The 25,078-nt window shown below is 72.6% G+C and carries 20 protein-coding genes; 9 read left to right on the top strand and 11 right to left on the bottom strand.

Annotation, left to right across the window (positions count from 1 at the left end):
- Positions 1-41 precede the first annotated feature (41 nt).
- The gene (locus tag CHF15_RS29555; RefSeq protein ID WP_410169666.1) at positions 42-3,359 is read right to left on the bottom strand and encodes a S8 family serine peptidase; all 3,318 of its coding nucleotides are present in this window, start codon (positions 3,357-3,359) and stop codon (positions 42-44) included.
- A 413-nt stretch (positions 3,360-3,772) separates the two neighbouring features.
- On the opposite strand from CHF15_RS29555, the gene CHF15_RS29550 reads away from it, so the two are divergent.
- Positions 3,773-5,521 carry a TIGR03767 family metallophosphoesterase gene (locus tag CHF15_RS29550; RefSeq protein WP_089226947.1) on the top strand — a complete coding sequence of 583 codons (1,749 nt, stop codon included), beginning with the start codon at positions 3,773-3,775 and terminating at the stop codon, positions 5,519-5,521.
- A 9-nt stretch (positions 5,522-5,530) separates the two neighbouring features.
- Here CHF15_RS29550 and CHF15_RS29545 read toward each other — a convergent pair whose 3' ends face one another.
- Both CHF15_RS29545 and pepN read right to left on the bottom strand, forming a co-directional pair.
- The gene (locus CHF15_RS29545; protein WP_089226946.1) at positions 5,531-6,505 is read right to left on the bottom strand and encodes a hypothetical protein; all 975 of its coding nucleotides are present in this window, start codon (positions 6,503-6,505) and stop codon (positions 5,531-5,533) included.
- Between the two features lie 247 nt (positions 6,506-6,752).
- Positions 6,753-9,332, bottom strand: coding sequence for an aminopeptidase N (gene pepN / locus CHF15_RS29540; protein ID WP_089226945.1), 2,580 nt, complete (start codon positions 9,330-9,332; stop codon positions 6,753-6,755).
- Between the two features lie 158 nt (positions 9,333-9,490).
- On the opposite strand from pepN, the gene CHF15_RS29535 reads away from it, so the two are divergent.
- Complete coding sequence (locus CHF15_RS29535) at positions 9,491-10,132, top strand: DsbA family oxidoreductase (RefSeq protein WP_089226944.1); 642 nt, start codon at positions 9,491-9,493, stop codon at positions 10,130-10,132.
- A gap of 15 nt (positions 10,133-10,147) precedes the next feature.
- Here CHF15_RS29535 and CHF15_RS29530 read toward each other — a convergent pair whose 3' ends face one another.
- The gene (locus CHF15_RS29530) at positions 10,148-10,849 is read right to left on the bottom strand and encodes an HAD family hydrolase (protein ID WP_089226943.1); all 702 of its coding nucleotides are present in this window, start codon (positions 10,847-10,849) and stop codon (positions 10,148-10,150) included.
- A gap of 54 nt (positions 10,850-10,903) precedes the next feature.
- Positions 10,904-11,833, bottom strand: a complete 930-nt coding sequence (locus tag CHF15_RS29525) for a carbohydrate kinase family protein (protein ID WP_089226942.1) — start codon at positions 11,831-11,833, stop codon at positions 10,904-10,906.
- A gap of 263 nt (positions 11,834-12,096) precedes the next feature.
- On the opposite strand from CHF15_RS29525, the gene CHF15_RS29520 reads away from it, so the two are divergent.
- On the top strand, positions 12,097-12,690 hold the full coding sequence (locus tag CHF15_RS29520) for a biotin transporter BioY (protein ID WP_089226941.1): 594 nt from the start codon (positions 12,097-12,099) through the stop codon (positions 12,688-12,690).
- Between the two features lie 66 nt (positions 12,691-12,756).
- On the opposite strand, the gene CHF15_RS29515 is transcribed toward CHF15_RS29520, so the two are convergent.
- Positions 12,757-13,503, bottom strand: coding sequence for a hypothetical protein (locus CHF15_RS29515; protein WP_245939093.1), 747 nt, complete (start codon positions 13,501-13,503; stop codon positions 12,757-12,759).
- A gap of 178 nt (positions 13,504-13,681) precedes the next feature.
- On the opposite strand from CHF15_RS29515, the gene CHF15_RS29510 reads away from it, so the two are divergent.
- On the top strand, positions 13,682-15,364 hold the full coding sequence (locus CHF15_RS29510) for a serine/threonine-protein kinase (protein WP_089226940.1): 1,683 nt from the start codon (positions 13,682-13,684) through the stop codon (positions 15,362-15,364).
- Here CHF15_RS29510 and CHF15_RS29505 read toward each other — a convergent pair.
- Positions 15,328-16,791, bottom strand: a complete 1,464-nt coding sequence (locus CHF15_RS29505) for an amino acid permease (RefSeq protein WP_089226939.1) — start codon at positions 16,789-16,791, stop codon at positions 15,328-15,330. The genes CHF15_RS29510 and CHF15_RS29505 overlap by 37 nt on opposite strands.
- Before the next feature lie 140 nt (positions 16,792-16,931).
- Between CHF15_RS29505 and CHF15_RS29500 the strand changes: the two genes are divergently transcribed.
- Complete coding sequence (locus tag CHF15_RS29500; protein WP_089226938.1) at positions 16,932-17,420, top strand: ribose-5-phosphate isomerase; 489 nt, start codon at positions 16,932-16,934, stop codon at positions 17,418-17,420.
- Between the two features lie 7 nt (positions 17,421-17,427).
- Positions 17,428-18,243, top strand: coding sequence for an Fpg/Nei family DNA glycosylase (locus tag CHF15_RS29495; protein ID WP_089226937.1), 816 nt, complete (start codon positions 17,428-17,430; stop codon positions 18,241-18,243).
- Between the two features lie 71 nt (positions 18,244-18,314).
- Here the strand turns inward: CHF15_RS29495 and CHF15_RS29490 are convergent, their stop codons facing one another.
- Positions 18,315-19,544 carry a GNAT family N-acetyltransferase gene (locus CHF15_RS29490; RefSeq protein ID WP_089226936.1) on the bottom strand — a complete coding sequence of 410 codons (1,230 nt, stop codon included), beginning with the start codon at positions 19,542-19,544 and terminating at the stop codon, positions 18,315-18,317.
- A gap of 128 nt (positions 19,545-19,672) precedes the next feature.
- Here CHF15_RS29490 and CHF15_RS29485 point away from each other — a divergent pair, with 128 nt between their 5' ends.
- On the top strand, positions 19,673-20,815 hold the full coding sequence (locus tag CHF15_RS29485) for a PP2C family protein-serine/threonine phosphatase (protein WP_179280013.1): 1,143 nt from the start codon (positions 19,673-19,675) through the stop codon (positions 20,813-20,815).
- On the opposite strand, the gene CHF15_RS29480 is transcribed toward CHF15_RS29485, so the two are convergent.
- Positions 20,796-21,962, bottom strand: a complete 1,167-nt coding sequence (locus CHF15_RS29480; RefSeq protein WP_089226934.1) for an acyltransferase family protein — start codon at positions 21,960-21,962, stop codon at positions 20,796-20,798. The genes CHF15_RS29485 and CHF15_RS29480 overlap by 20 nt on opposite strands.
- 453 nt (positions 21,963-22,415) lie before the next feature.
- Here CHF15_RS29480 and CHF15_RS29475 point away from each other — a divergent pair, with 453 nt between their 5' ends.
- Positions 22,416-22,610, top strand: a complete 195-nt coding sequence (locus CHF15_RS29475; protein WP_018556560.1) for a hypothetical protein — start codon at positions 22,416-22,418, stop codon at positions 22,608-22,610.
- A 99-nt stretch (positions 22,611-22,709) separates the two neighbouring features.
- Here CHF15_RS29475 and CHF15_RS29470 read toward each other — a convergent pair whose 3' ends face one another.
- Positions 22,710-23,714: an asparaginase gene (locus CHF15_RS29470; protein WP_089226933.1), complete on the bottom strand. Its 1,005-nt coding sequence runs from the start codon at positions 23,712-23,714 to the stop codon at positions 22,710-22,712.
- Positions 23,715-23,830: 116 nt separating this feature from the next.
- Between CHF15_RS29470 and CHF15_RS29465 the strand changes: the two genes are divergently transcribed.
- A complete protein-coding gene (locus tag CHF15_RS29465; protein ID WP_018556562.1) occupies positions 23,831-24,283 on the top strand; it encodes an Lrp/AsnC family transcriptional regulator in 453 nt (150 codons plus the stop codon).
- Positions 24,284-24,678: 395 nt separating this feature from the next.
- On the opposite strand, the gene CHF15_RS29460 is transcribed toward CHF15_RS29465, so the two are convergent.
- On the bottom strand, positions 24,679-25,065 hold the full coding sequence (locus CHF15_RS29460) for an arsenate reductase family protein (RefSeq protein WP_089226932.1): 387 nt from the start codon (positions 25,063-25,065) through the stop codon (positions 24,679-24,681).
- Positions 25,066-25,078: the final 13 nt, after the last annotated feature.

Raw genomic sequence — 25,078 nt, 5'->3', positions numbered from 1 at the left:
GCGCCCGCCCCTTCAGGCGGTGATCAGGCCGTGGCCGCGGGTCAGCCCGCGTTGACCTTGTCGATCAGCACGCTGCCGGTGCCGGCGGCGGTGCCGTCGGCGTTGAGCAGCTGCACCTCGCCGAAGAACTGACGTCCCTCGGGGGCCGGGGCCGCGACCAGGACGTTCGCCGCGACGTTCGCGGAGGCGCCGTTGGCCAGCGGCACGGACGCCGCCTCGTCCACGACGACCGAGCCCAGCGTCGCCGAGTAGAAGACGTCGCGGTAGTCGTACTCGGTGGTGCCGGCCGGGACCGAGTAGCCGTCCACCTGGATGGTGTACGTGCCGGCCGCCGGGTTGGCGATGCTCACGGCCTCCTCCGAGTCGCCGTCCGCGGACTGGCCGACCTGCGTGCCGTTGAGGAACACGGTCAGGTCGAGGTCGGCGGAGGTGTCGGAGGTGCCGCCGATGGCGACGTCCAGCCGGGACGCGCCCGCGGGGACGACGACCGTGCTGGTGACGCTGTCACCGTCGGCGATCGTCTTGCGCGAGGCCGCGGCGGAGCCGAGCGCGCCGCCCTTCAGCTTGCCCTGCACCGGGGCGTAGCCGTTGGTGACCTTCCAGGAGACCGGGGCGGCGGTGCCGACCGTGGCCTCCTCGACGGTCTGGACCTCGGGGTCGAAGGAGACACCGAGCGCGGTCGCGGTCAGGTTGTACGGGTTGTTCAGCACCGGCGAGGTACGACGCGCCTCGACCTCGATCTCCCACACGCCCGGGATCGGGTCGGTGTAGGAGCGCAGGTCGGGACGGCACCCGTTGGTGGTGGTGTAGTTCGGGTAGCAGAACGTCGTGGTGGTCGGGTCCGCCGGGATGCCCCACGGGGTGATCGCGATGAAGCGGGTCTGGCTGCCGGTGGCGAGGCCGCCCATCTTGATCTCGAGCGTCTTGGCGCCCTCGGGGACGGTCACGAAGTAGGACTTGGTGCCGTTGCGCTGCACCGAGCCCGAGGCCTTGACCGCGAAGGACGGCTTGGCCTGCGAGGTGGCGACGACCACGGTGTTGAGGATCTGCTGGTCGGTGCCGCGCGTCGCCGGGTCGTCGACCGTCAGGATCGCGCTGTGCAGACCGGTCGAGCCGGGCTTGGCCTTGACGCGCACGGTCACCGGCTTGTTCAGCGGCAGCCACACGTTGTCGTAGTCGGCGAAGCGGAACGTGCCGTCGTTGTTCACCCACTCCAGGTCGTGCCGGATGGACCGGTTCGGACCGGTGGTGCGGGTGATGGTGACGTCGTACGTCTTGGTCTGACCGGCCTTCAGGCCGCCCTCGCGGTCGTAGATGCCGGTGCCGTAGCCAGGCGTGGCGAGCGCGGACGAGAAGAAGGTGCTGACCGGGGCCTTGACCGTGTAGGTGTGGGCGCTCGCGCCCGCCTTGATCAGGCGCCAGGCGTCGACGATGTCGATCAGACCGGAGCCCTGGGCGTACGCCGGGACGTCCTTGATCTTGTTCGCCGTGCTGGTCAGCGCGGTGCGCAGGGTCGCCGGGGACAGCGGGACGCGCGCCTGCTTGGCCGCGGACAGCAGCAGCGCGGAGGCGCCGGCCGCCTGCGGGGACGCCATCGACGTGCCCTGCAGCATGGCGTAGCCGGGCGGCAGGCTGTAGCCGGCCTCGGCGACGGGGCCACCGGGCTCCCAGGTCGGGATGGTGTTGATGGAGGCACCGGGCGCGGAGATGATCGGCGCGAAGCCGCCGTCCTCACGCGGACCGCGCGAGGAGAAGGGCATCATGTCGTACGCCTTGGTCACCTGCGAGCCGTAGTTGGCCGCCCAGGTCTCCTTGGAGACGGTGGCACCGACGCTGAGGACCTTGTCGGCCAGGCCGGGGTCGCCGATGGTGTTGGCGCCGGGGCCGCTGTTGCCGGCCGAGATGACCAGCTGCACGCCGTACTCGTCGATGAGACGGGTGTACGTCTGCGCGCGGGCGTTGTTGCCGTCGTTCAGCGGGGGCAGGCCGCCGATGGACATGTTGACGATGTCCACACCGCGGTTGACCACGAGGTCGATCATGCCCTCGGTCAGCGCCACGTTGGTGCAGCCGCCGGTCCAGGTGCAGGCGCGCGACGAGACGATCTTCGCGCCCGGCGCGGCGCCGTTCATCTTGCCGCCGAACAGGCTGTTGGCGGCGGTGATGCCCGCCACGTGGGTGCCGTGCTCGGACTCGATGACGCCGATGTTGACGAAGTCGGCCTTCTTGCCGACCCAGGTGCCGCCGTACGGGTCCGTGGGGACGTCCTTGCGGACCTGCACCACGAAGGGGATCCGCTCGGAGATGGCGGTGGCGGGGTTGTCCGTGCCGAAGTAGCCGATCTGGAAGCCGTCCTTGTACGGCTTCATCTCGGCGTCGTCGGAGAAGTTCCCGTTGTCGTTCAGGTCGAGGCGGACGGTGCCCTTCGCCGGGTCGTACAGGACGCCCCAGTAGTCGGTGGTGTCACCGTCGCGGTTGAGGTCACCGGCCATGTCGCCACCGGTGGTGGCGGACTCGAAGAAGACCGTGACCTGCTGCGTGGCCTCGGGGGCGGACCAGGTGCGGCCCTGGTAGGTGACACTCGGGCCGTTGGTCATACGGCGCCAGGTGGCGTCGCCGTCGGTGATCGGGTCGGTGGCGGTGACCCAGTCGACGATCTTGCGCTCGCCCGTGGTGGTCTTCTGCAGCGCCGGGTGGCCGAGGTCGACGCCCGAGTCGAGGATGCCGATGGTGACACCGCGGCCGTCGGCCTTCGGGTTGTCCTTGACGAAGTCCACCGCGCCGGTCTCGAACGCCGGCTGGTAGGGGTTCTTCGCCGGGGTCTTCGCGTCGGGAGCCGGGTACGTGGTGGACCCGTTCCCATGTCCGTGGCCGTGGCCCTTCGAGGAGCCCTTGCCGCCGTCGGCCGACGGGGACGGGTCGTCGAGGACGATCTCCTGCTTGAGGTCGATCGCCTGCACCGAGGAGAGCTTCTGCGCCGCCGCGATCGCCGCGTCCGCCTTGCCCGTCGGGACGGTGGCGCGGACGTAGCCGAGGCTGTCGTAGGTCCGGTCCACCGAGGCGCCCTTGAGCGCGTCGAGCTCGTCCGAGACCTGCTCGGTGGAGCCCTTCTTGGTGGCGATCATGAGGGTGACGTTCTTGTCGCCGCCGGCCTTGGCCTCGGCGAGCAGTTCGGCGTCGGCCGTTCCGAGCTTGTCGTGCGCGGTCTTCACCGCCGCGTCCGCCGGGTCGCCGGTCGTGTCGGCGAAAGCGGTGGAGGCGGAGATTCCGGTCGTCGTCAGCGCGGCTACCAGACCCGCCGCGAGCGCGACTCGGACCACGCGTCTCTTCCCGCGTATGTGATCGAGAGACATGGGCATCCTGTTCAAGATTTGGGCGCCAGTTGACCGACACATTGCGCCATCTGTGGGGTTGTTGGGGAGTGCCGTAGATGGCGTAAGACCGACATGACGCGAATACGTCAACACGCCGGGACCCGGGGCGGGGCGCGAAGCGTGCCGAACCGGTCCATTGCGTCCGGGCTGCCGTCGCGCCCGCGCTCCGGCGGCCCCGACGCCGCGCGCCGCCACGGCGGTTGGTGAACACCGGATGAGCGTCCGGCCACCTGCGGACAGGCCGCCGGTGACCCGCGGGAGGACTGCTGATCCACGTCCGCAGATGGGTGCCGGACGTTCCGCCCGCGTTGCACCGCAGGCCACCCCGGGTGCCAACGATCCGGTGAGGAGCGGCAGCACAGTGCCGCCGCAGCCACCGTCCACCGGGGGAACCCGCCATGCCTGGTCCCGTGTCCGCTGCCGCCCTCAGCCGCCGCAACATCCTGATCGCCTCGGGTGCGACCGCCCTCGGCGCGGGACTCGGTTTCGCGCTCGTCCCCGGTTCGGGCGACGCGACGGCCGTGCCCCCGCTCGCGGAGCCGGTCACCGGACCCGCGTCCGGCCCTCCGGCCGCCCCCACGTCGCCCGCCGGGCCCGCCGCGGCGCGGCCCTACACCGCGGGCACCACCCTGCACTCCGTCGCGGCCCCGCGCGGCAGGGGAGGCTACCGCCGGCTCGGCGACGGCCCCGGCTGGAAGCGGGTCACCCGCACCGAGCTGGCCGCCGCCGGGAGCGGCCGCGCCGCGCGCCGTACGAGCCTGTCCTGCTTCGTGCAGTTCACCGACCTGCACCTGACGGACGTGCAGAACCCGCAGCGCTACGAGTTCCTGCGCTCCGCCGCCCCCGCCGGCTGGCGTCCCCAGGAGGCGCTCACCAACGCCGGCGCCGTCTCCCTGGTCGAGCGGGTCAACGCCCTGCGGTACGGGCCCGCCACGGGCACGCCCATCGGATTCGTCATGACCACCGGCGACAACACCGACAACAACTCGCGGATCGAACTGGACTGGTTCCTCGCGGTGATGAGCGGCGGACGCTTCACCCCCGACTCGGGCGACGCGGGCCACTACGAGGGCGTGCAGGACTCCGGCCTGAAGGGTTTCTGGCAGCCCGACGCCGCGCTGCGCGACCTCGACAAGGCGGCCGGCTACCCCCGCCTGCCCGGCTTCCTCGCCGCCGCCGTCCGCGAGCTCAACAGCCCCGGCCTGAACGTCCCGTGGTACTCCACCATCGGCAACCACGACCAGCTGTACGGGGGCTCGTACGCCGCCTCGTCCTTCTTCCACGACCTGGCGCTCGGCTCACGCAAGCTGTTCTGGCTGCCCCGGGCCGAGGCCGAAGCCGTCAACGCGTTCCTGCGCCAGGGACCCGACCCCCAGGGCACCCGCTTCCGCGAGGCCTGGAACCGCTACAAGAGCAGCGCCCGCACCGTCACCCCCGACGGGCGCCGGGCACCGGTCACCCCGCGCGAGTACATCGCCGCCCATCTGGACCCGGCGCACGCCGGGGCCGGTCCCGTCGGTCACGGCTACACGACGGCCGAACTCGACTCCGGCCGGCTCCACTACGCGTTCCGGATCTCCGACGGCGTGCTCGGCATCAGCCTCGACACCACCGACCGTGGCGGCGACTACCGCGGCTCCCTCGGCACGGACCAGCTGAACTGGCTGGACCGGACGCTCACCGCGCACGCCGACGACACCGTGCTGGTCTTCAGCCACCACCCCAGCTGGTCGATGACCAACCTGGTCCGGGACCCCGCCCGCCCCGGGGAGCGGCGGCACGGCGGCGACGAGGTGCTCGCGCTGCTCGGCCGGCACGCCAACGTGGCCGCCTGGATCAACGGACACAGCCACAAGAACAGGATCGTCCCGCACGGCACCTTCTGGGAGGTCTCCACCGCCTCCCACGTCGACTATCCGCAGCTGGCCCGGATCATCGAGCTGACCGACAACCACGACGGCACGCTCTCGCTGCTCTGCACGCTCGTGGAGTCCGCCGCCCCCTACCGCACCGACCTCTCCGACCTGTCGCAGACCGGGCTCGCCGCGCTCTACCGCGAGCTCGCGTTCAACGCGCCGGGCTCCCGTGCGACGCTCTCCGGCGAGCCGGGCGACCGCAACGTGGAACTGTTGCTGAAGAAGCGCTGACCGCCCGGGTCACCGCGGCAGCACCACCACCCACGACGCGGGGTTGCGGTCGGCCGCGGCCATCAGGGCCGTGCGGACGACGGTGGCCTGCTGCTCCAGGGACTCCCGGAGCTTGCGCGGCGTGATGTGCACGACCGAGATGCCGAGCCGCTCCAGGTGCTCGCGCTTGCGGGCGTACTCGGCCCACAGGGCGTCGTCCTCCTGCCGGGGCACGCGGGCGTCGAGCTCGACCGCGACCGCGTGCTCCGGCCAGTACGCGTCGACGCCGCCGAGGTGCGGGCCGCCCGGCAGCCGCAGGTCCACGTTCCACAGCGGGTCGGGCAGCCCGAAGCAGCGCACCATCGTGTACAGCCGGTTCTCGGCGATCGCGCGGCCCTCGGCCACCAGCGCGTCCACCGCCTCCACCACGTGCGGCCGGGACAGCAGACGGGCCCGGCTCAGCTCCGCGACCAGCGCCGACGCCTCGCAGTGGCCGCCGCGCACCGCCTCGGTCAGCACCTGGCCCACCGCCCGGGCGTCGTCCAGCTCCTCCACGGCGTCCGCCAGCGCCCGGGGCAGCGGCGCGCACGGCACACCCTGCACCTCCCGCGGCCGGGGCAGCGCGGGGGTGCGCACCAGCCCCACGTCGCCGACCGCCCGCAGCCGCCGCTGCCGGGTCACCAGCAGGTCGATCCGGTCCAGGCCGACCAGCGGCGGCACCGACGAGAAGCGGTGCAGGGCGAGCGCCGCGAGCCCCGTGACCATCGCCTCGCGGCCCGCGTAGAGCAGCGCCGCCCGGACCCGCTCGTCGCCGGTGGGCCGGCCGCGGTGGAGGACGTACACCCGGGGCAGCACCTCCTGCCAGGGACCGCCGGGGCGGCAGCGCTCGGCCAGCGTCTCCGGGGCGACGCCGTGCTCCCGCAGCTGGCGGGCCGACAGCACGGTCGGCCGGGTGCGGGAGAGGTGGTCGAGGGGGCGGGGGCTGAGGGGGATGTTGTGGTTCATGGCGGGTGGATTCCCGCATCCCTCAGGGGGCCTAACGGCTGTTACCGTACCGTCGACAAATGCGGACATCACCGCACTAAAGTTCAGACGTTCGGTTGCCGAGAGCCGTTTTTCACCTATTCGAGTGACCGACCTCTCCCCACCTGCGGGCCGGCCCCGGCGATGCTGCCGCACCACCGGGGCCGGGCGGTACCCCGCGTACGCCATTGGGGTGACCGGTCACCTGTTCCCTTCCGGGAGGGCCGCCTCAGACGGCCCCCGCCGCCGCGTCCCGCTCCTGCGCCCGAAGCGCCCGCGCGAGGTCGTCACGGCACTCCGCGACCAGCCGGCGCAGCGCCGGCGGTGCGTCCGCGTGGGCGCCCAGCCAGGTGTCGGCGGCGTCGAGCGTGGCGGGCCGGTCCTGGTGGTGCGGGAAGAGCCCGCGGACCACGGCCATGCCGATCTCGATCGAGCGCTCCTTCCAGGTCCGCTCGATCACCTCGAAGTAGCGGTCCGCGTACGGGGCGAGCAGCTCGCGCTGGCCCGCCTGGTCGAAGCCCGCGATGGTGGCCTCCACGAGCGCGTTGGACAGCGCGTCGGACTCCACGACCGACGCCCAGCACTGCTCCTTGACGGCCGCGGAGGGCCGCGCCGCCAGGCAGCGCACCTGGTGCCGCTTGCCGGAGGCGGTGTCGTCGCGGGCCAGCTCCGCCGCGACGGCGGCCTCGTCGGCCCGGCCCCCTGCCGCCAGGGCCTCCAGGAAGGTCCAGCGCAGCTCCTGGTCGACGTCGAGCCCGTCGATCTTCTCGGTGCCGTCGAGCAGCCCGCGCAGCACGTCCGCCCCGGCGTCCCCGGAGGCCACGGCCGCGTGGAAGCGGGCCCAGGCCAGCTGGTGGCCGCTGCCCGGGACCGCCGCGCGCAGCTCGCGCAGCGCGCCGTCGGCCAGCTCGCGCCCGCCCTGCTCGCGCCAGGCCGGCGCCGCGTAGTCGTTCAGGGCCGTACGGGCCTGCATGTGCAGCCCCTGCAGGACGCCGATGTCGGTCTCCGCGCCGGCGAAGCGCAGCACCAGGCCGAGGTAGTCGCGGGCGGGCATCAGCCCGTCGCGGGTCATGTTCCACACCGCGGACCAGGCCAGGGCGCGGGCCATGGGGTCGGTGAGCGAGCCCAGGTGCTCCCGCACCGTGGCGAGGGAGTCCTCGTCGAAGCGGATCTTGCAGTAGGTCAGGTCGTCGTCGTTGACCAGCACCAGGTCGGGACGGTCCGCCCCGGCGAGCTCGGCCACCACCGTGCGCGGGCCCGCGACGTCGGTCTCGACGCGCGCGTAGCGCTCCACGGCGCCCTCCGCGGTACGCCGGTAGAGCCCCACCGCGACCCGGTGCGGCCGCAGCTCGGGGTGCGAGGGCGCGGCGTCCTGCACCACGGCCAGCTCGGCGATCCGCCCGTCGGCGTCGTACGTCACCCGCGGGGTCAGCGAGTTGACGCCCGCGGTCTGCAGCCAGGACCGCGACCACCCGGCCATGTCGCGCCCCGAGGTCTCCGCAAGCACCGACAGCAGGTCGCCCAGCTCGGTGTTGCCGTAGGCGTGGCGCTGGAAGTAGCGGCGCGCGCCCTCCAGGAAGGCGTCCCGCCCGACGTACGCCACCAGCTGCTTGAGCACGCTGGCGCCCTTGGCGTAGGTGATGCCGTCGAAGTTGAGCTTGGCGTCCTCCAGGTCGCGGATGTCGGCCGTGACCGGGTGGGTGGAGGGCAGCTGGTCGGCGCGGTAGGCCCAGGCCTTGCGGCGGTTGGCGAAGGTGATCCAGCCCTCCTTGTAGCGGGTGGCCTCCACCAGCGAGAACGCGCCCATGAAGTCGGCGAAGGACTCCTTGAGCCACAGGTCGTCCCACCACCGCATGGTGACCAGGTCGCCGAACCACATGTGCGCCATCTCGTGCAGGATGACGTTCGCCCGGGCCTCGTAGGACGCCTGGGTGACCTTGCCGCGGAAGACGTACTCCTCGCGGAAGGTGACCAGCCCCGGGTTCTCCATCGCGCCGATGTTGTACTCGGGCACAAAGGCCTGGTCGTACTTCCCGAAGGGGTACGGGTAGCCGAAGTGGTCGTGGAAGAAGTCCAGGCCCTGCTTGGTGACGGTGAAGATCTCGTCGGCGTCGAAGTACCGGGCGAGGCCCTTGCGGCACAGCGCGCCCAGCGGGATCTCCAGCTCGGAGCCGTCCGGCAGCGCGCGCCGGTAGGTGTCGTGGACCATGTGGTACGGCCCGGCCACGACCGCCGTGATGTACGTGGAGATCGGGCGGGTCGGCGCGAAGTGCCGCGTCTCGCCGCCGTCGAAGACCCCGGTCACCCGCTCGTTGCCGAGCACCACCCAGGACTCGGGCGCGGTGACGGAGAAGGTGAACGGCGCCTTCAGGTCGGGCTGCTCGAAGTCGGCGAAGACCCGGCGGGCGTCGGCCGGCTCGTACTGCGTGTAGAGGTAGACCTCCCCGTCCTCGGGGTCGGTGAAGCGGTGCATGCCCTCGCCCGTCCGGCTGTAGGCGCACTGCGCGTCCACCACCAGGACGTTCTCGGCGGCGAGGCCGTCCAGCGTGATCCGCGTCCCGTCGAAGACCTCCGCGGGGTCGAGCTCGCGGCCGTTGAGTGTCACCGACGTCACGGAGGGGGCGAGCAGGTCCGCGAAGCTGGACGCGCCGGGCTCCGTGCAGCGGAACCTGACCGTGGTCACCGACCGGAACGTCCGCTCCTCCGGGCGCAGCGCCGACCGGAGGTCGAGGGCCACCTCGTAACCGTCCACGGCGAGCAGCCGTGCCCGCTCTCGGGCCTCGTCACGCGTGAGGTTCTCACCGGGCACGGGGTCTCCATCCTTCGCACGCCGTCGGGGGTCGTCTTGTGGACGCCACGCATCTTCGCACGTCGGCCCTGACGGCGGCGCACGGGAATGGGGATGGCACCTGGGGCGTTGCCGGTTCCGGACGACGTGTCACCGCATCATGTCCCGAGGAGAGAAACGTGACCGAGACCACAACCACGCCCACCCCGGTGGACTTCTGGTTCGACCCCGCCTGCCCCTGGGCGTGGATGACCTCCCGCTGGATGCTGGAGGTGGAGAAGGTGCGACCCGTCGAGGTGCGGTGGCACGTGATGAGCCTCGCCGTCCTCAACGAGAACCGCGACGAGCTGCCCGAGGAGTACCGGGAGTTCCTGACCACGGCCTGGGGCCCGGTCCGCGTCTGCATCGCCGCCGAGCAGAAGTACGGCAGCAAGGTGCTCGGCGCCCTCTACACCGCGCTGGGCACCCGCATCCACAACCAGGGCCTGGGTCACAAGGACCACGACGTCATCGTCGCCGCCCTGGAGGAGGCGGGCCTGCCCGCCGAGCTCGCCGACTTCGCCCGCAGCGACGCCTACGACACGGAGCTTCGCGCCTCCCACCAGGAGGGCATCTCCAAGGTCGGCCAGGACGTCGGCACCCCGGTCATCGCGGTCCCCGGCGCCGACGGCGAGCAGATCGCCTTCTTCGGTCCGGTCGTCACCCCGGCGCCCAAGGGCGAGGCCGCGGCCCGCCTGTGGGACGGCACCCTGCTCGTCGCGTCGACCCCCGGCTTCTACGAGATCAAGCGGACCCGCGACCAGGGCCCCGTCTTCGACTGAGCCCGGCCGGTCCGGTCAGAAGTGCCGGAGCAGTTCGGGGAAGGCCGCCAGCCGCAGCACCCGCTCGTCGGCCGGGTCCAGCTCGGACTGCTCCAGCACCCAGGTGTTCTCGTTGGGGATGAACACCGCGCTCATCCCCGCCTCGCGCGCGGGCAGGATGTCCGACTTCGGGGAGTTCCCGATCATCCAGCTCCTGCCCGGCTCGAAGCCGTACTCCGCCAGCAGCGCACGGTAGGTGCCCGCGGCCTTCTCGGGCACGATGTGCACCCCGCGGAAGCGGTCCGCCAGCCCCGAGGCCGCCACCTTGCGCGCCTGCTCCTCCTCGTCGCCCTTGGTGAGCAGCAGCAGCTCGTGGCGGGTGCCCAGCTCGTCCAGCGTGCTCGCCACGCCGGGCATCAGATCCACCCGGTGCTCCACGAAGGCCACCGCCAGCTCGTCCACCCGCCGCAGCTCGGCCTGCGTGACCGGCCGCTCCCGGAGCCGCTCCAGGAGTTCGCCGAGGCTGCGCAGGAAGACCTTGCTGCCGTAGCCGTGGACGACCGCGTTCGCCGCCTCGATCTCGTTGAGCAGTGCCCTGATCTGCGTGCGGTCCAGGACGGGATGGTCCACCCAGTCCAGGAAGTCCTCTATCACCCGCTCGAAGACGACGTTGTTCTCCCACAACGTGTCGTCCGCGTCGAAGACCAGTACCTGCCCTGTCAGCCGTGCCTCGTCCATCCCGCGAGGGTAACCACAGCCCGCGCCCGCCGGCCGCGCATTTTCCGCGGGGCGTCAGGCGTGCCGTGCGGCCAGGGCCGCGTCGAGCTCCGCGCGGGACGGCGGATCGGCGCCCACCCGCGTGCAGTTGATCGCCGCGGCCGTGACGCAGCGCTCCAGCGCGGCGGCGAGGTCGTCGCGCGTGGTGGGGACGCCGCCACCGGCGATCGCGTCGAGCAGCGCGGCCTGGAAGGCGTCGCCGGCCCCGATGGTGTCGACGACGCCGACCTCGGGCGCGGCCACCCGTACGAGGGCGTCCTCGGTCACCGCGAACGCGCCCTGCGCGCCCAGCGTGACGACCGCGAGCCGGGGCCCCTCTGCGAGCAGCGCCCGCGCCGCCTCCGGCGGGGCGAGCCGCGGGAAGAGCCAGGCGAGGTCCGCGTCGCTGGCCTTGACCACGTCCGTCACCCCGGCCAGCCGCAGGCACGCCCGGCGGTAGGCGAGCCGGTCGGGCTGGACGGCCGGCCGCACGTTGAGGTCGGCGACGACGGTGCGCCCCGGTACGGCGTGCAGTTCGCGGCAGAGCTCCAGCACCCGCGCCGCACCCGGTTCCACCACGGCGGCGAGCGAACCGGTCTGCAGCACCGCGGTGTCCGCGGGCAGCGACAGCTGCTCGGGGTCCCACGCGGCCAGGAAGTCGTACGAGGCTGAGCCGTCCCGGTCGAGGTAGGCCATCGCCAGCGTGGTGCGCCCGGCCGGGCTCGCGGCCCGTACGACCTCGACCCCGGTGGACTCCAGATGCGCCCGCACCAGTTCGCCGGGCGGGTCGTCGCCCCACGTGGTGACCAGGGTGGTGGGCCGCCCCAGCCGGTGCAGGCCGACCGCGACGTTGGCCGGGCTGCCGCCGGGCACCGGTGTGACCTGCCGCTCCCCGGAACGCCACAGCAGGTCGACGAGGACCTCGCCGACGACGCCGACGCGGGAGGGGGAGGACGGAGCGCTCATGCGGGCAGCATAGGAGGCCGCCGTCCGGCCGCCGGAGCCGTGTCGCGGCCGGCCGCCGGCGACGACACGGCGGCGCTCCGGCGGTGATTGGAGAAACCCCACTAAGGCCCGGGTGACGAAGCTCACGCCCTGTCCGGCTTCCTTGTAGGAAGGCGACCAAGGCCGTGATCAGGCCTTTGTGATCGGCGGACGATGATCGGCGAGGGCGAGGCGGGTTAACGTCACGGTGTCCCGAACCGACCCTCACCTCGCGGAGTCACCCGATGGCCAGCGCAGTTCCCGCCGCTTCCGCCGTAAGGACCCACCCGGTCCTCGCCGACCTCATCCCCGCGTCGCGGCTGCGCGACGTGGCCCTCGTGACCGGCGGTGCCGTACTGACCGGCCTGGCCGCGCAGTTGTCGGTGCCGGTCCCCGGGTCGCCGGTGCCGGTGACGGGCCAGACCTTCGCCGCGCTGCTGGTCGGCACCGCCCTCGGCGCGCGCCGCGGCTTCCTGGCGCTCGCGCTGTACGCGGTGGCCGGTGTGGCCGGTGTGCCGTGGTTCGCGGAGGGGTCGTCCGGCGCCGCGGCGCCGAGCTTCGGCTACATCCTCGGCATGGCGCTGGCGTCCGCGCTCGTGGGTGCGCTGGCCCGGCGGGGTGCCGACCGCAGCGTGTGGCGGATGGCCGGCGTCATGGTGGCCGGCAGCGCCGTCACCTACGCCGTGGGCGTCCCCTACCTGGCGCTGGCCGCGCACCTGACGACCGGCCAGGCCGTGGCGCTGGGCCTGACCCCCTACCTCATCGGCGACGCGCTGAAGGCCGCCCTCGCCATGGGCGCGCTGCCCGCCGCATGGAAGCTGGTCGGCCGCCGCGGCTGACCGCACACGACGTACGACGCACCCGGGTGGGGGCGGGGCGCAGGCCCCGCCCCCACCCGTTCCGCGTCAGTGCCGTGGCGCCGGCCCGCGCCGGGTCAGCCACAGCCCGGCGCCGCCGGCGGCCAGCAGCAGGCCGCCGCCCAGCAGCAGGACGGCCGTGCGGCCGGTGGCGCCGGTGTCCGGCAGGGTGCCGGGTGCGGAGGGACTCGCGCTCGCGGAGGTGTCGGGGCCGAAGGGCACGTTGTCGGTGCCCAGCAGCAGCGGGGTGTCGGGGGCGTTCGGCGTGGGCTTGCCGGTGCCGAACGGGACCGGTCCCTGCTGCCACAGCAGGGTGCCGGTGTCGCCGAGCATCACGGGCAGGCAGATCTTGCCCTTGCCCTGGAGGTCGTAGGTCGCGGAAACGGTGTAGTTCCTGCTCTTTCCCGCCGCCAGTTTTCCGACGGCGCAGCTGAATCCGCTGTTGGAACCGTCCGGGAGCTTCCCTTCCGGAATCGGGTCGCAGCCCTCCACCGCGGTCACCTCGAGGGCGTCGAAACCCACCACCAGGAGCCGCAGGTCCGGGGACTCCTTGTCGCCCTTGTTGACCACCCGGGCGGTGATCGAGGTCTTCTCGGTCTTGTTGTCGACGGAGATCCTGGTCGGCAGTTCGGTGTTGACCTTCACCCCGGCCGGGGCGCTCGGGCCTGGTGTACCCCCCTGGCCGCTGCCCGGAACGGGCTCGGCGCCGTACACGGGTCCGGCGAACGCCAGCGCCAGCACCGCGGCCGCCGCGGCCGATTTCCGAACATGAATTCGCCGATTGAAAAGACGCATTGCTCTTCCCCCTTCTGCACCGCATCAGCGGTATCTGAAGAGGTACCACAAGATTCCGGGCAACTATGCTGTGATGGTGGCAAGTTCATACTTCTGTCCTGGTTCCCGCGTGAATTGCGGGCCACCGGACAGGAATTGGTGGGCATGGGGAATTCTTCCCGCAGTGGGGAGTCCGGGCATGGTGGGAAATGCGGGCGGTGAGGTGCGCGGCCGGCTGGTGGCGGGCCGCTACCGGCTGGGGGAGCCGATCGGCCAGGGCGGCATGGGCCGTGTCTGGCGGGCGGTCGACGAGGTGCTGGACCGGCAGGTCGCGATCAAGGAGATGCGCCTGGACGACACGGAGGCGGAGGGCGCCCGGGTCCGTCGTGAACGCAGCCTGCGGGAGGCGCGCGCCACGGCCCGGATCGACCATCCGAACGTGGTCCGGATCTACGACGTGGTCCGGGAGGACGACCGGCTCTGGATCGTGATGGAGCTGGTCGACTGCCGTTCCCTGGAGCAGGTGCTGGTCCGGGACGGCCCGGTCGACGTGGCCGAGGCCGTGCGGATCGGGACCGGACTGGCCCGCGCGCTGCGGGAGGTGCACGCGGTCGGCGTGCTGCACCGTGACATCAAGCCCGGCAACGTACTGATCGACACCCGGGGCAGGGTCGTCCTCACCGACTTCGGCATCGCGGCGATCCAGGACGCCACCGCGCTGACCATGGCCGGGATGCTGGTCGGCTCGCCCGACTACATGGCCCCCGAACGCGTCGAGGGCCGCCACCAGGGACCGCCGTCGGACCTCTGGTCCCTGGGCGCGACCCTCTGCGCCGCCCTGGAGGGCACGTCGCCCTTCTCCCGGGCCACCACCCTGGCCACCCTGCACGCGGTGCTCCACGAGGAGCCCCTGCTGCCCGCCGGCGCCGGGCCGCTCCACGGCACCCTGGCGGCCCTGCTGCGCAAGGACCCCGCGCAGCGGATGACCCTGGACGGCCTGGACGAGGAACTCGCCGCCCTCGGCACGCCGCCGGGCGGTCCGACCGTCGTCACCCGGCAGGCGCCGCCGCCCCCGGAGGAGGGACGCACCCCGACGCTCGCCGTCGGAAGGGCCGCCCCGGTGCCGGAAGCCGGACCGGTGCCGGACCCCGAACCGGAGGACGCCGTCCCGCCGGGCTGGGAGCGCCGCACCCCGGCACCACCCGCGCCCGAACCCGCTCCTGAACCCGAGCCCGAGCCTGAACCCGCTCCTGAACCCGAGCCCGCCGTGCGGACCCCCTCCCGCCTCCGCCGGGCGGCCCTGCTGACCGCCGCGGGAGCGGCCGCCGCGGCCCTCGCCGTCACCGTCGTCCTGCTGACCGCGCCGCGCACCGGCCACCGCGAGGGCCCCGTCGTCGCGGGCACCAGCCGTCCCCCGTCGACCGGCGCCACCTCGCCCGCCGGTCCGTCCACCGCCACGTCCGCCCCCGGGGAGCGCGACGAGACCGGCTTCGCCTGGCAGCCGCCGCGGGGCTGGACGCGCAGCGCGAAGAGCCCGTCCAACGTCCACTACCACGCCCCGGACGGACAGCAGGAGATCGCCGCCTCGTACGCACTCGCACGGGGCGGCGATCTCCTGGAGCAGTGGCGCGCCTTCGAGGCCGGCTCCCACGACGTGCCCGGCTACCGCAGGACCCGGCTGGAGCGGACGTCGTTCCGCGGACGCCCCGCGGTCGTCTGGGAGTACTCCTTCACCCAGGCCGGCGCGCCCTGGAAGGCGCGGCAGCTCGGCTTCACCGAGGGAGGCAAGTCGTACCAGCTGAACGTCTGGTACGCGGCTTCGGCCGGGTCCGCCGCGCTGGCCGCCTACGACCGGGTGGGGGAGTCCTTCCGGCCCTTGTGAAGCAGCTGGCGCACCACCGCGACAGCGACGACGCCGAGTGCCGCCAGCACCGAGACGACCACCTGGTCCCGGCCGCCGCCGTCGGCGGTGTCGGTGAGCATGTAGCCGAGCACGAACACGATCATCGCGATCGTCGCCCAGGTCAGGTACGGGTACAGCCACATCCGCACCCGCAGCCGCTCCGGGGCCTCCGCCAGGATGATCTTCCGCATGCGCAGCTGAGAGAAGCAGATCACCAGCCACACGAACAGGGCGATCGCACCCGAGGCGTTGAGCAGGAAGAGGAAGACGGTGTCGGGGTACCGGTAGTTGAAGAAGACCGCGACGAAGCCGAAGACGACCGAGCCCAGGATCGCCGCCTGCGGCACACCGCGCCCGGTGGTGCGCGCGAACGCCTTGGGCGCGTCACCGCGCCGGCCCAGGGAGAAGGCCATGCGCGAGGCGGTGTAGAGACCGGAGTTGAGGCAGGACAGCACCGCCGTGAGCACGATCACGTTCATGATCTGGCCGGCGTGCGCGATGCCCATCGAGTTCAGCGCGGCGACGTACGAGCCGTCCTTGGCGATCGACGGGTCGTTCCACGGCAGCAGCGCTACCACGATGAAGATCGAGCCCAGGTAGAAGACGCCGATCCGCCAGATCACGCTGTTGGTGGCCTTGGTGACCGCACGCCGGGGGTCGGCGGACTCACCGGCGGCCAGCGTGACGATCTCGCTGCCCATGAAGGAGAACACGACCAGCAGCACACCGGTGAGGATCTTGCCGGGGCCGTTGGGGAGGAAGCCGCCGTGCGCGGTGAGGTTGGCCAGACCGACGGCGTCGTCGTGGCTGCCGGGCAGCACCCCGAGGACCGCGAGCGCGCCGAGCACGATGAAGCCGGCGATGGCCACGACCTTGATCCCGGCGAACCAGAACTCGAACTCGCCGTAGGAGGCCACCGAGGCCAGGTTGGTCGCGGTGAGCACGACCATCACGATCAGCGCCCAGCCCCACTGCGGGACGGCCGGGACCCAGCCCTCGAGGATCTTGGCCCCGGCGGTCGCCTCGACCGCCAGCACCACGACCCAGAAGAACCAGTACAGCCAGCCGATGGAGAAGCCGGCCCAGCGGCCCAGCGCGCGGTCGGCGTAGGCGGAGAAGGACCCGGAGGTGGGGTTGGCGGCGGCCATCTCGCCCAGCATGCGCATGACGAAGACGACCATGACGCCGACGAGCGCGTACGACACGAGGATGCCGGGGCCGGCGGCGGCGATGCCTGAGGCGGAGCCGACGAAGAGGCCGGCGCCGATCACACCGCCGATCGCGATCATCGACAGGTGGCGGTTCTTGAGCCCGGCCTTCAGGCCCGGGCCATCCTGCTGCTCCGTCGCGGCCTCGTGGGCCGGAGCGGTGGAGTCGGCCGTTGGGGTGGGGGGACGTGTACTCATGGGGTGGCATGAAACACGGCCCGGCGCGATCGGGGAACCTTTGATTCCGTTTCGTTGTCCCACCCTCAGCGCACGCTCAAATTCCCCTCACGGAACACCCACGGCATGTCGCCCAGCGTGCCCGTGCGACACTCGTCCGTATGCGCGTGTACCTCGGTTCCGACCATGCCGGCTTTGAACTCAAGAACCACCTGGTGGAGTGGCTCGAGGCCAACGGGCACGAGCCCGTCGACTGCGGCCCCCACGTCTACGACGCCCAGGACGACTACCCGCCGTTCTGCCTGCGCGCCGCGGAGCGCACCGCCGCGGACCCCGGCTCCTTCGGCATCGTGATCGGCGGCTCGGGCAACGGCGAGGCCATCGCCGCCAACAAGGTCAAGGGCGTGCGGTCCGTGCTGGCGTGGAGCCAGGAGACCGCGACCCTCGGCCGCGAGCACAACGACGCCAACGTGATCAGCGTCGGCGCCCGCATGCACACCACGGACGACGCCACCAAGTTCGTCGAGGTCTTCCTCGGCACGCCCTACTCGGGCGAGCCGCGCCACACCCACCGCATCGACATGCTCACCGCGTACGAGACCACCGGCGAGCTGCCCCCGATCCCCCCGCACCACCCGCAGGAGGGCTGATCCGGGCATGCCCGAAGGGCATACGATCCACCGCCTCGCCGCGGACCACGGCGAACGCTTCGCCGGCCGCGTGGTCCGCGCGAGCAGTCCGCAGGGCAAGTTCTCCGACGGCGCCGCCCTCCTGGACGGCACCGTGATGGAGTCCGCGGAGGCCCACGGCAAGCACCTCTTCCTGGGCTTCGGCCCGGTCGGCTGGGTCCACGTCCACCTCGGGCTGTACGGGAAGTTCGGCTTCGGCACCGGCCCGGGCGCGGCCCCCGTCGGCCAGGTCAGGCTGCGCCTGGCCACCGAAGGGCACCACGCCGACCTGCGCGGGCCGACCGCCTGCGAGCTGATCACCGGGGCCGAGAAGCAGGCGATACACGAGCGGCTCGGCCCGGACCCGCTCCGGCCGGCCGACACCGGGGAGGCCGCCTGGGCCCGCGTGTCGCGCAGCCGCACCAGCGTCGCCGCGCTGCTCATGGACCAGAAGGTCGTCGCGGGCGTGGGCAACGTCTACCGCGCCGAGGTCCTCTTCCGGCACGGCGTCGACCCGTACCTGGCGGGACGGGACCTGGACCGCGCGCGGTGGGACGCGATCTGGGCCGATCTGGTGGCCCTGATGCGCGAGGGCGTGCGGAACAACCGCATCGACACCGTCCGCCCCGAGCACACCCCCGAGGCCATGGGCCGCCCGCCGCGCGTCGACGACCACGGCGGCGAGGTCTACGTCTACCGCCGCGCCGGTATGCCCTGCCACCTCTGCGGCACCGAGGTGCGCACCGCCTCCCTGGTGGCGCGCAACCTCTTCTGGTGCCCCTCCTGCCAGCCCGCCCGGAGCTGACGCCGCCGGCCGGAGGCACCCGCGTACGGGAGCACCCCGGCCGGGGAACGGCCGCCGCCCTGGAACCGGAACTAGAAACCGTGCGGCAGCCAGGGGGCGACGTCGCCGCCGAAGGCCACCGCGGCCTCCCGCAGCGCGCCCTGCCGCAGCTCCCGTACGCGTCCGGCCCGCGCCAGCGCGGTCAGCGAGACGTCACCCAGGTAGGCCGCGCCAAGCTCGCGCACCGACAGCGCCAGGTCCGCGGCGTCCGTCGTCCGCTCGCACGTGGCGCCCTTGGCGTCGCCGCCGAGTCGCCAGCGGCCCTCGTTCCACGGGCAGAAGGGATCCGAGACCTCCAGTACGACGTCGAGCGGGGCCGCGTAGGTACGGGCCGACAGGGCAGCGCCCACCTCGACCGGGCGCAGCAGCAGGCCTTCCCTGACGCGCACGCCGCAGCGCCGTACGTCGTCGACCAGGTGCAGGACCGGGTCGTCGGCGGGACGGTTGCGCGCCGTGATGCGGCAGGTGAGGTCGATGCCGAACAGGTAGCGCCACAGCGCGGCATATGTGTCCGGATCCAGTGCCTCCAGGTCGCGCAGCACCACCGTTCCGTCCGGTCCGGCCGCGTTCCAGGAGGACTTCACCGCGTACCGCGTGTAGCCCCGCACCTCGCCGTCGCGCTCGGCGACCACGCAGAGCAGTTTCGACGCGCCGTCCCGGAACGCCTCCGGGTCGAGCACGCCCTTGCGCTCCCAGTTCGGCCGCCGCTCCAGCATGCCCGGCCGGGTGGGCACCCGCCGCGCGTAGACCTCCTCGCAGGCCGCCAGTGCCTTCTCCGGGTCGGCGAAGCGCAGCGTGACCCCGTCGGCGCCCGCGGGCACGGTGAGGCCGGCCCGCAGGGTGTCGACCTCCAGGGTCGTCTGGCGGGTGGCGACCTCGTAGCCGTACCGGCCGTAGATCGCCGGCTCGGACGCGGTGAGCACCGCGAGGGGCTCGCCCAGTTCGTGCACCTCGTCCAGCTGCCGCCGCATCATCGAGGTCAGCAGCCCGCGCCGGCGGTGCGTCGAGGCGACGCTGACCATGGTGACGCCCGCCGCCGGGACCACGGCGCCGCCCGGCACCGCCATGCGGAAGGAGAACGCCCCCGCGGTGCCGACGACCTCCGCGCCGTCCCAGGCCGCGATCGACCGGGAGAACTCGGTCACCCCGCGGTCGAACTCCCGCTCCTCCACCGGCCAGACCGCGCTGCCGAACGCGCGTTCCAGCGTGCTGAACCACTCGTCCCACTGTTCGGACTCGAGAACCCGCAACTCCACCGTCATGTGCCCTGCCTATCAGCCGCCCCGGGGGCGGGCGACCGGTTTTCGCCGGTCGCGGCGGCGAATCGGCGCACCATGAGGGGCACCTCCGATGCGGAGAACGGGTGAGGGTGGATAGGGTCGCCGGGAAGATGGCACGACGCCCGGTAGGAGACGGATTCAGGGCCCGGTGGCGCAGGACGGTCCACCGGGCCCGGGTCGGCCTGCGCAAATCCGCCGTGGACTACTTCCGCGGAGACGCCGCCGACTGGCTCGCACTGACCGTCCTGACGATCAGCGTGCCGCTGATCGCCTGGGGCACGGTGCTGGCGCCGCAATGGTGCCCGCCCACCACCCTGGTGCTGCCCGTCCTCGTCGGCGGCCTGCTGCTGCGCCCCTCCAGCCTGCTGCTGCTGTACGGGGCCAGCGCCGCCGCGATGGTCGTGGAGTCGGCGGTCCTCGGGCCCTACCGCGACGGCGTGGGCCGGGTGACCCCGGGCACCGTGCTCGTGGTGGCGGCGGTGGCGCTGGCCGGGCTGATCGTCGCGCAGTTCCGCGCCCGGGTCGGCGTGCCCTGGATGCGCGGCGGCACGATGCTCTTCGACCTGCGCGAGCGCATCCGGGTGCAGAGCAGGCTGCCGCGGCTGCCCGACGGCTGGCACGCCGAGATGGCGCTGCGGCCGGCCGGCGGCCAGTCCTTCTCCGGCGACTTCGTGGTGGCCACCCGCACCTCGGGCGGGCGGATCCTGGAGGCCGTCCTCACCGACGTCTCGGGCAAGGGCATGGACGCCGGCTCACGCGCGCTGCTGCTGTCCGGCGCCTTCGGCGGCCTGCTCGGCTCGCTGCCGCCGCACGCCTTCCTCACCGCCGCCAACGGCTACCTGCTCCGCCAGAACTGGGACGAGGGCTTCGCCACCTCCGTCCACCTGGTGCTGGACCTGGAGACCGGCGACTACGAGCTGCTCTCCGCCGGCCATCTGCCGGGCATGCAGCTCAGCGCGGGCACCGGCCGCTGGGAGGAGAAGGCGGCCGAGGGCCCGCTGCTGGGGGTGTACGACGGTGCCGAGTTCCACAGCGTGAAGGGCACCCTGCGCTCCGGCGACGTCCTGCTGCTCTTCACCGACGGCCTGGTCGAGGCCGCCGGCCGCGACCTCACCGAGGGCATCGACCGGCTCATCGGCGAGGCCGACCGGTACGTCGCGCACGGCTTCCGCGGCGCGGCCTGGCAGCTGATCGAGGCGGTCGCCAAGGACGTCAACGACGACCGCGCCCTGCTCATCGTGTGCCGGGACTGACCGCGGGCCGGAACGCCCAGCGCATCCTCGGCTCCACGGCGAAGCGGAACATCCGCTGCACCGGCGGGGTGCACAGCGCGGTGACCACCACGACGGCGATCGCGGTGATCGCGACCTGGCCCAGCGGGGTGTGGATCCACTCGTGGTCGTACCAGCGGCCGAAGCGCGAGCCCTTGGCGATGAAGCCGTGCAGCAGGTAGCCGTAGAGCGTGCCGGCGCCCAGCGCCGTGAACCACGTGCGGCGGCGCGGCACCCAGGCGAAGAAGCACACCGTCAGGGCCAGGGAGCAGCAGAACAGCGCCAGCGTCATGACCGGCCCCGTCCACCAGGGAGCGCCCAGTTCCTGGGCGCTCGTGCGGTGGTAGAGCCAGGCCCGGTCCATCCGGGGCACCACCCAGTAGGAGACGGCCAGCGCGGTGAGGCCTACCGGGACGGACAGCACGCGCACCACGCGGCGCCGCGCGAGGCGGAAGTGCTCGGCCTTCAGGCACATGCCGAGCACGAAGAAGGGCAGGAACTGCAGGATGCGCTGGAGTTCCAGGTCGTCGCCGATGGTCGGGGAGATCGACGCGAGCGCCGCGATCACCAGGGCGACCGCGACCGGCTGCCGGACGACCCGCCAGATGGGCGCGGTGAGGCGCCAGATGAACAGGGCGGCGAGGAACCAGGTGAGGTACCAGGGGTCGAGCAGGCTCAGCGGCTGGGGCGCGGCGTCGTCCGCCCAGTTCCTGAAGAGCGAGTAGGCGGCCTCGAAGAGCAGGTACGGGACGGCGACGCCGGTGAGCAGTCTCCTGACGCGGTCCGGACGGGCGTCGAAGCTCCTGGAGAAGTGGCCCGAGATGACGATGAACGCCGGCATGTGGAAGGCGTACACGAGGATGTAGAGCGCGCTGGCGGCCCTGCTGTGTCCGGTGAGGGGTTCCCAGGCGTGGCCCATCGCGACCAGGACGATGGCGAGGTACTTGGCGTTGTCGAAGAACGGGTCGCGCCCGGCGGCGGGGGCGGAGGACGCGGCGGGGGCGGAGCTCTCCGCCGGGGCGGCCGACCCGGGGCCGCGGGAGGCCTCCTTGCGCGGGGCGGGGAGAACGGAATTCCCGGTCTGGGTCCTGCCGGGGGACAGGGTGTTCGTGCGGGGGAGCTGGAACATTTGATGCACCATAGCGGGCGCCTCTGCCTGAGTAAATTTTCGGCCGGAATGGCGGACGCCACGCTGCTACCCGGGAATGCAACTGCCATGCCGCTGTCCGTTCCATGCCGCTATGGGCGGTCATATAAGGGTTGAACAGGGCATATCGCCAGAAGGTTTGGCGGCTGTGCAGGTTTTTTGATGATCCTTTGTGTGGCAAGTGGGTGTGTGGGGAAATAGTTTGAGGGAAATTCACTCGAACGTGCCGTGGAATTGCGAGATTCGCCTCGACCGGAGTGATCGGAAACGATCGCGATGTCATGCGTCACAGGTGTGCGACCCCGGCGTGCGGGGAAGAGGTGTCCCGCGGGGTCACGGTGTCGGTGGCAGGTGGCACGATGGACGTCGCGGGGGTGCGGCTGCCGGTGGCTCTCCCCGGAACGGTGAGGCGTCAGACCGAGGATGTGATCCCCAGTGGCCATCTCCCTGTCCGTGGTCCTGTTGTTGGCGATCATCATGGTCGTCCTGATAAGAGGCAAGTCGCTCAAGGTCGGCCCGGCCATCATCGCCGCGCTCTTCGGCTTCTTCCTTGCCTCCACGGGCATGGCGCCGTCGATCAACAAGTTCCTCGACTCGCTGGCCGACACCATCAACCAGATAAACCTCTGACCGGTCCCCGGCGCGGAGCGCGCCACGGGTCACCGGTCGGCGGGCACAGGTCGCAGTCACCCGTCACCCGGCGCGGTGGCCGCGCCGGGTGACGGGGAGTCAGGCGACGGCCGGCGTGCGGTCCTCGGCCGTCCCGATGATGCGGCGCAGCGCGGCGGCCCGCTCTCCGGGGCCCTCCGCGGACATCAGCGCCGCGAGTACGGCGATACGGGCCTGCCCCGCGCGCAGCGTCCCGGCCAGCACACCGCCGGCCGCGGCGAGGTCCACCGCGCCGCCCCCGGTGTACATCGGGGCCACCGGCCCCGCCGCCACCCGGGTGCTCACGGCGACCAGCACGCCGGCGTCCACCGCGCGGCGCACCGCCGCGACGAAGTCGGGCGTCGCGTTGCCCGCCCCGGTGCCGACCAGCACGATGCCCTGCGCCCCCGCGCCCAGCGCGGCCTCGAAGAGCACCGGGTCGGCGTCCACGTGGTGCATCACGACGTCGACGCGCGGTGCCTGCGCGCCGGGGTCCGGAAGCGGCAGCGCCGCGGCGCGCGGCCGCGGAGCGCCCCAGGCGATCTCGCCGAACTTCACCCGGCCCAGCGGGCGCCCCGAGGGGTCCGCGAAGGCCTGGACGTCCAGGGTGTGCGCCTTGACCGTGCCCCGGGCCGCGTGCACGAAGCCGCCGAAGGCGATGACCACGCCGATGTCCCGGCCGGTCGCGGCGGTCAGCAGCGCGTCGTAGAGGTTGCCCGGCGCGTCGCCGTCCACGGAGTCCAGCGGGAGCTGGGCGCCGGTGAGGACCACGGGGCGCCGGTCGTCGTGGTGGAGGTCGAGGAGGAACGCGGACTCCTCCATGGTGTCGGTGCCGTGCGTCACCACCACGCCGTCCACGGCCGGGTCCGCCAGCACCTCGTGGACGGTCCGCAGCAGCTCCATCTGGTGGGCGGAGGTCAGCCGTGAGCTGTTCACCGTGAACAGGTCGCGGACGGTCACCTCGACGCCCTCGGGGACCGCGCCCGCCGCCAGCACCTCGTGGCCGGCGGCCTCGGCCGCGTACCCGGCACCCTGCCACCGGCTGGCGATCGTGCCGCCGGTGCCGATCACGACGATGTGCTTCACGTTTCCCTCGCTCGTGCGTTCGCCCGATCCTCCCTGGCAAGGATATGCGCTGAACCCCGGCATCGGATTGCCAATCAGCCCGCGTAGACCAGCCGGGCGTGATATCTATCGCCCTTGTGGACGCCATCGACAGAAGAATCTTGCGTGAGCTCCAGGCCGACGGCCGGCTCACCAACCAGGAGCTGGCCGCCCGGGTCGGCCTCACCCCTTCCCCGTGCCTGCGCCGGGTGCGCCAGCTGGAGGAGGACGGGGTGATCCAGAGCTACCGGGCCGTCGTCGACCCGGCCGCCGTCGGCCGCGGCTTCGAGGTCTTCGCCTCCGTCGAGGTGCGGCGGGACCGCGAGTCCGTCGCCGCCTTCGAGGAGCGGGTGCAGGCCATCCCCGACATCGTCGAGGCCTACCGGCTCTACGGCGCGCCCGGCTGCCTGCTGCGGATCGCGGTGGCCGACAGCGACGCCTACGAGCGCTTCTGGACGGAGAAACTGATCGCCCTGCCGGGCGTCAGCGAGGTGAACTCCCAGATGATCATGAAGCGGATCAAGGGGCCGCAGGGCGTGCCGGTCGGCTAGGGCCGGAGGTTCGACGGCGGCCATCGACGAGGCCCTCGCGGAGCCCCGCCGTCATCCCCGCCCTCGCGGCCGCCGGGGCCGTGGCCGTCCCCAAGGTCGCGGAGCCCCGGTCGTCACCGGCGCCGCGGGAGCCGCGCATCCGGCGGTGGCGGCCTCGGAGGCCGCCCACGCGCGCGGCTTCCCCGCCCGGTACGGACCGCGCGCCGACCGCAGCCGCCTGCTGTCCCCCAGCGACGCCGAACGCCTGGGCACCGTGCTCACTCGCGGCACCCACGACTCCGCGGGGAGTTCGCCCACCGCGCCGGCCTGCCCGGCAAGGCGGCGTCGGCGGGGCCGTCCGCGCCGCCCTGCCGGGCCGGGGTGCCTTGTGCGCCGGGAGCCCCGGCCGCGGAGCTCTACGCGGGGTTCCCGGCGCTTCCCGGGACGCGCCCGAGGGCGTCCCGTACCGCCCCCTCGGAGCGGGCGACCACCGCCGTGCCGTCCTCGGCGGTGATGATCGGCCGCTGGAGCAGCCGGGGGTGCGCCGCGAGCGCCCCGATCCAGCGCTCCCGCTCACCGGGCTCGCGCGGCCACTCCTTCAGCCCCAGCTCCTTCGCCTCGGCCTCCTGGGTCCGCACGATGTCCCACGGCTCCAGCCCGAGCCGCTCCAGCACCGCGCGGATCTCGTCCGCGTCCGGCGGGTCCTCCAGGTAGCGGCGCACGGTGTACTGCGCGCCCTCCTCGTCCAGCAGGTGCAGCGCGGAGCGGCACTTCGAGCACGCGGGGTTGATCCAGATCTCCATGCCGCCAATGTAG

Source organism: Actinacidiphila glaucinigra (genome assembly GCF_900188405.1).
Taxonomy (GTDB): Bacteria; Actinomycetota; Actinomycetes; order Streptomycetales; family Streptomycetaceae; genus Actinacidiphila; species Actinacidiphila glaucinigra.
Note: the sequence above shows the minus strand (reverse complement) of the source record. Positions and strands in the feature narration are given on the sequence as shown.

Excerpts from the sequence above, each read along its gene's own strand:
- CHF15_RS29555 (WP_410169666.1), bottom strand. The coding sequence starts at position 3,359 with ATGCCCATGTCTCTCGATCACATACGCGGGAAGAGACGCGTGGTCCGA.
- CHF15_RS29550 (WP_089226947.1), top strand. The coding sequence starts at position 3,773 with ATGCCTGGTCCCGTGTCCGCTGCCGCCCTCAGCCGCCGCAACATCCTG.
- CHF15_RS29545 (WP_089226946.1), bottom strand. The coding sequence starts at position 6,505 with ATGAACCACAACATCCCCCTCAGCCCCCGCCCCCTCGACCACCTCTCC.
- CHF15_RS29530 (WP_089226943.1), bottom strand. The coding sequence starts at position 10,849 with ATGGACGAGGCACGGCTGACAGGGCAGGTACTGGTCTTCGACGCGGAC.
- CHF15_RS29525 (WP_089226942.1), bottom strand. The coding sequence starts at position 11,833 with ATGAGCGCTCCGTCCTCCCCCTCCCGCGTCGGCGTCGTCGGCGAGGTC.
- CHF15_RS29520 (WP_089226941.1), top strand. The coding sequence starts at position 12,097 with ATGGCCAGCGCAGTTCCCGCCGCTTCCGCCGTAAGGACCCACCCGGTC.
- CHF15_RS29515 (WP_245939093.1), bottom strand. The coding sequence starts at position 13,503 with ATGCGTCTTTTCAATCGGCGAATTCATGTTCGGAAATCGGCCGCGGCG.
- CHF15_RS29510 (WP_089226940.1), top strand. The coding sequence starts at position 13,682 with ATGGTGGGAAATGCGGGCGGTGAGGTGCGCGGCCGGCTGGTGGCGGGC.
- CHF15_RS29505 (WP_089226939.1), bottom strand. The coding sequence starts at position 16,791 with ATGAGTACACGTCCCCCCACCCCAACGGCCGACTCCACCGCTCCGGCC.
- CHF15_RS29500 (WP_089226938.1), top strand. The coding sequence starts at position 16,932 with ATGCGCGTGTACCTCGGTTCCGACCATGCCGGCTTTGAACTCAAGAAC.
- CHF15_RS29495 (WP_089226937.1), top strand. The coding sequence starts at position 17,428 with ATGCCCGAAGGGCATACGATCCACCGCCTCGCCGCGGACCACGGCGAA.
- CHF15_RS29490 (WP_089226936.1), bottom strand. The coding sequence starts at position 19,544 with ATGACGGTGGAGTTGCGGGTTCTCGAGTCCGAACAGTGGGACGAGTGG.
- CHF15_RS29485 (WP_179280013.1), top strand. The coding sequence starts at position 19,673 with ATGGCACGACGCCCGGTAGGAGACGGATTCAGGGCCCGGTGGCGCAGG.
- CHF15_RS29480 (WP_089226934.1), bottom strand. The coding sequence starts at position 21,962 with ATGTTCCAGCTCCCCCGCACGAACACCCTGTCCCCCGGCAGGACCCAG.
- CHF15_RS29460 (WP_089226932.1), bottom strand. The coding sequence starts at position 25,065 with ATGGAGATCTGGATCAACCCCGCGTGCTCGAAGTGCCGCTCCGCGCTG.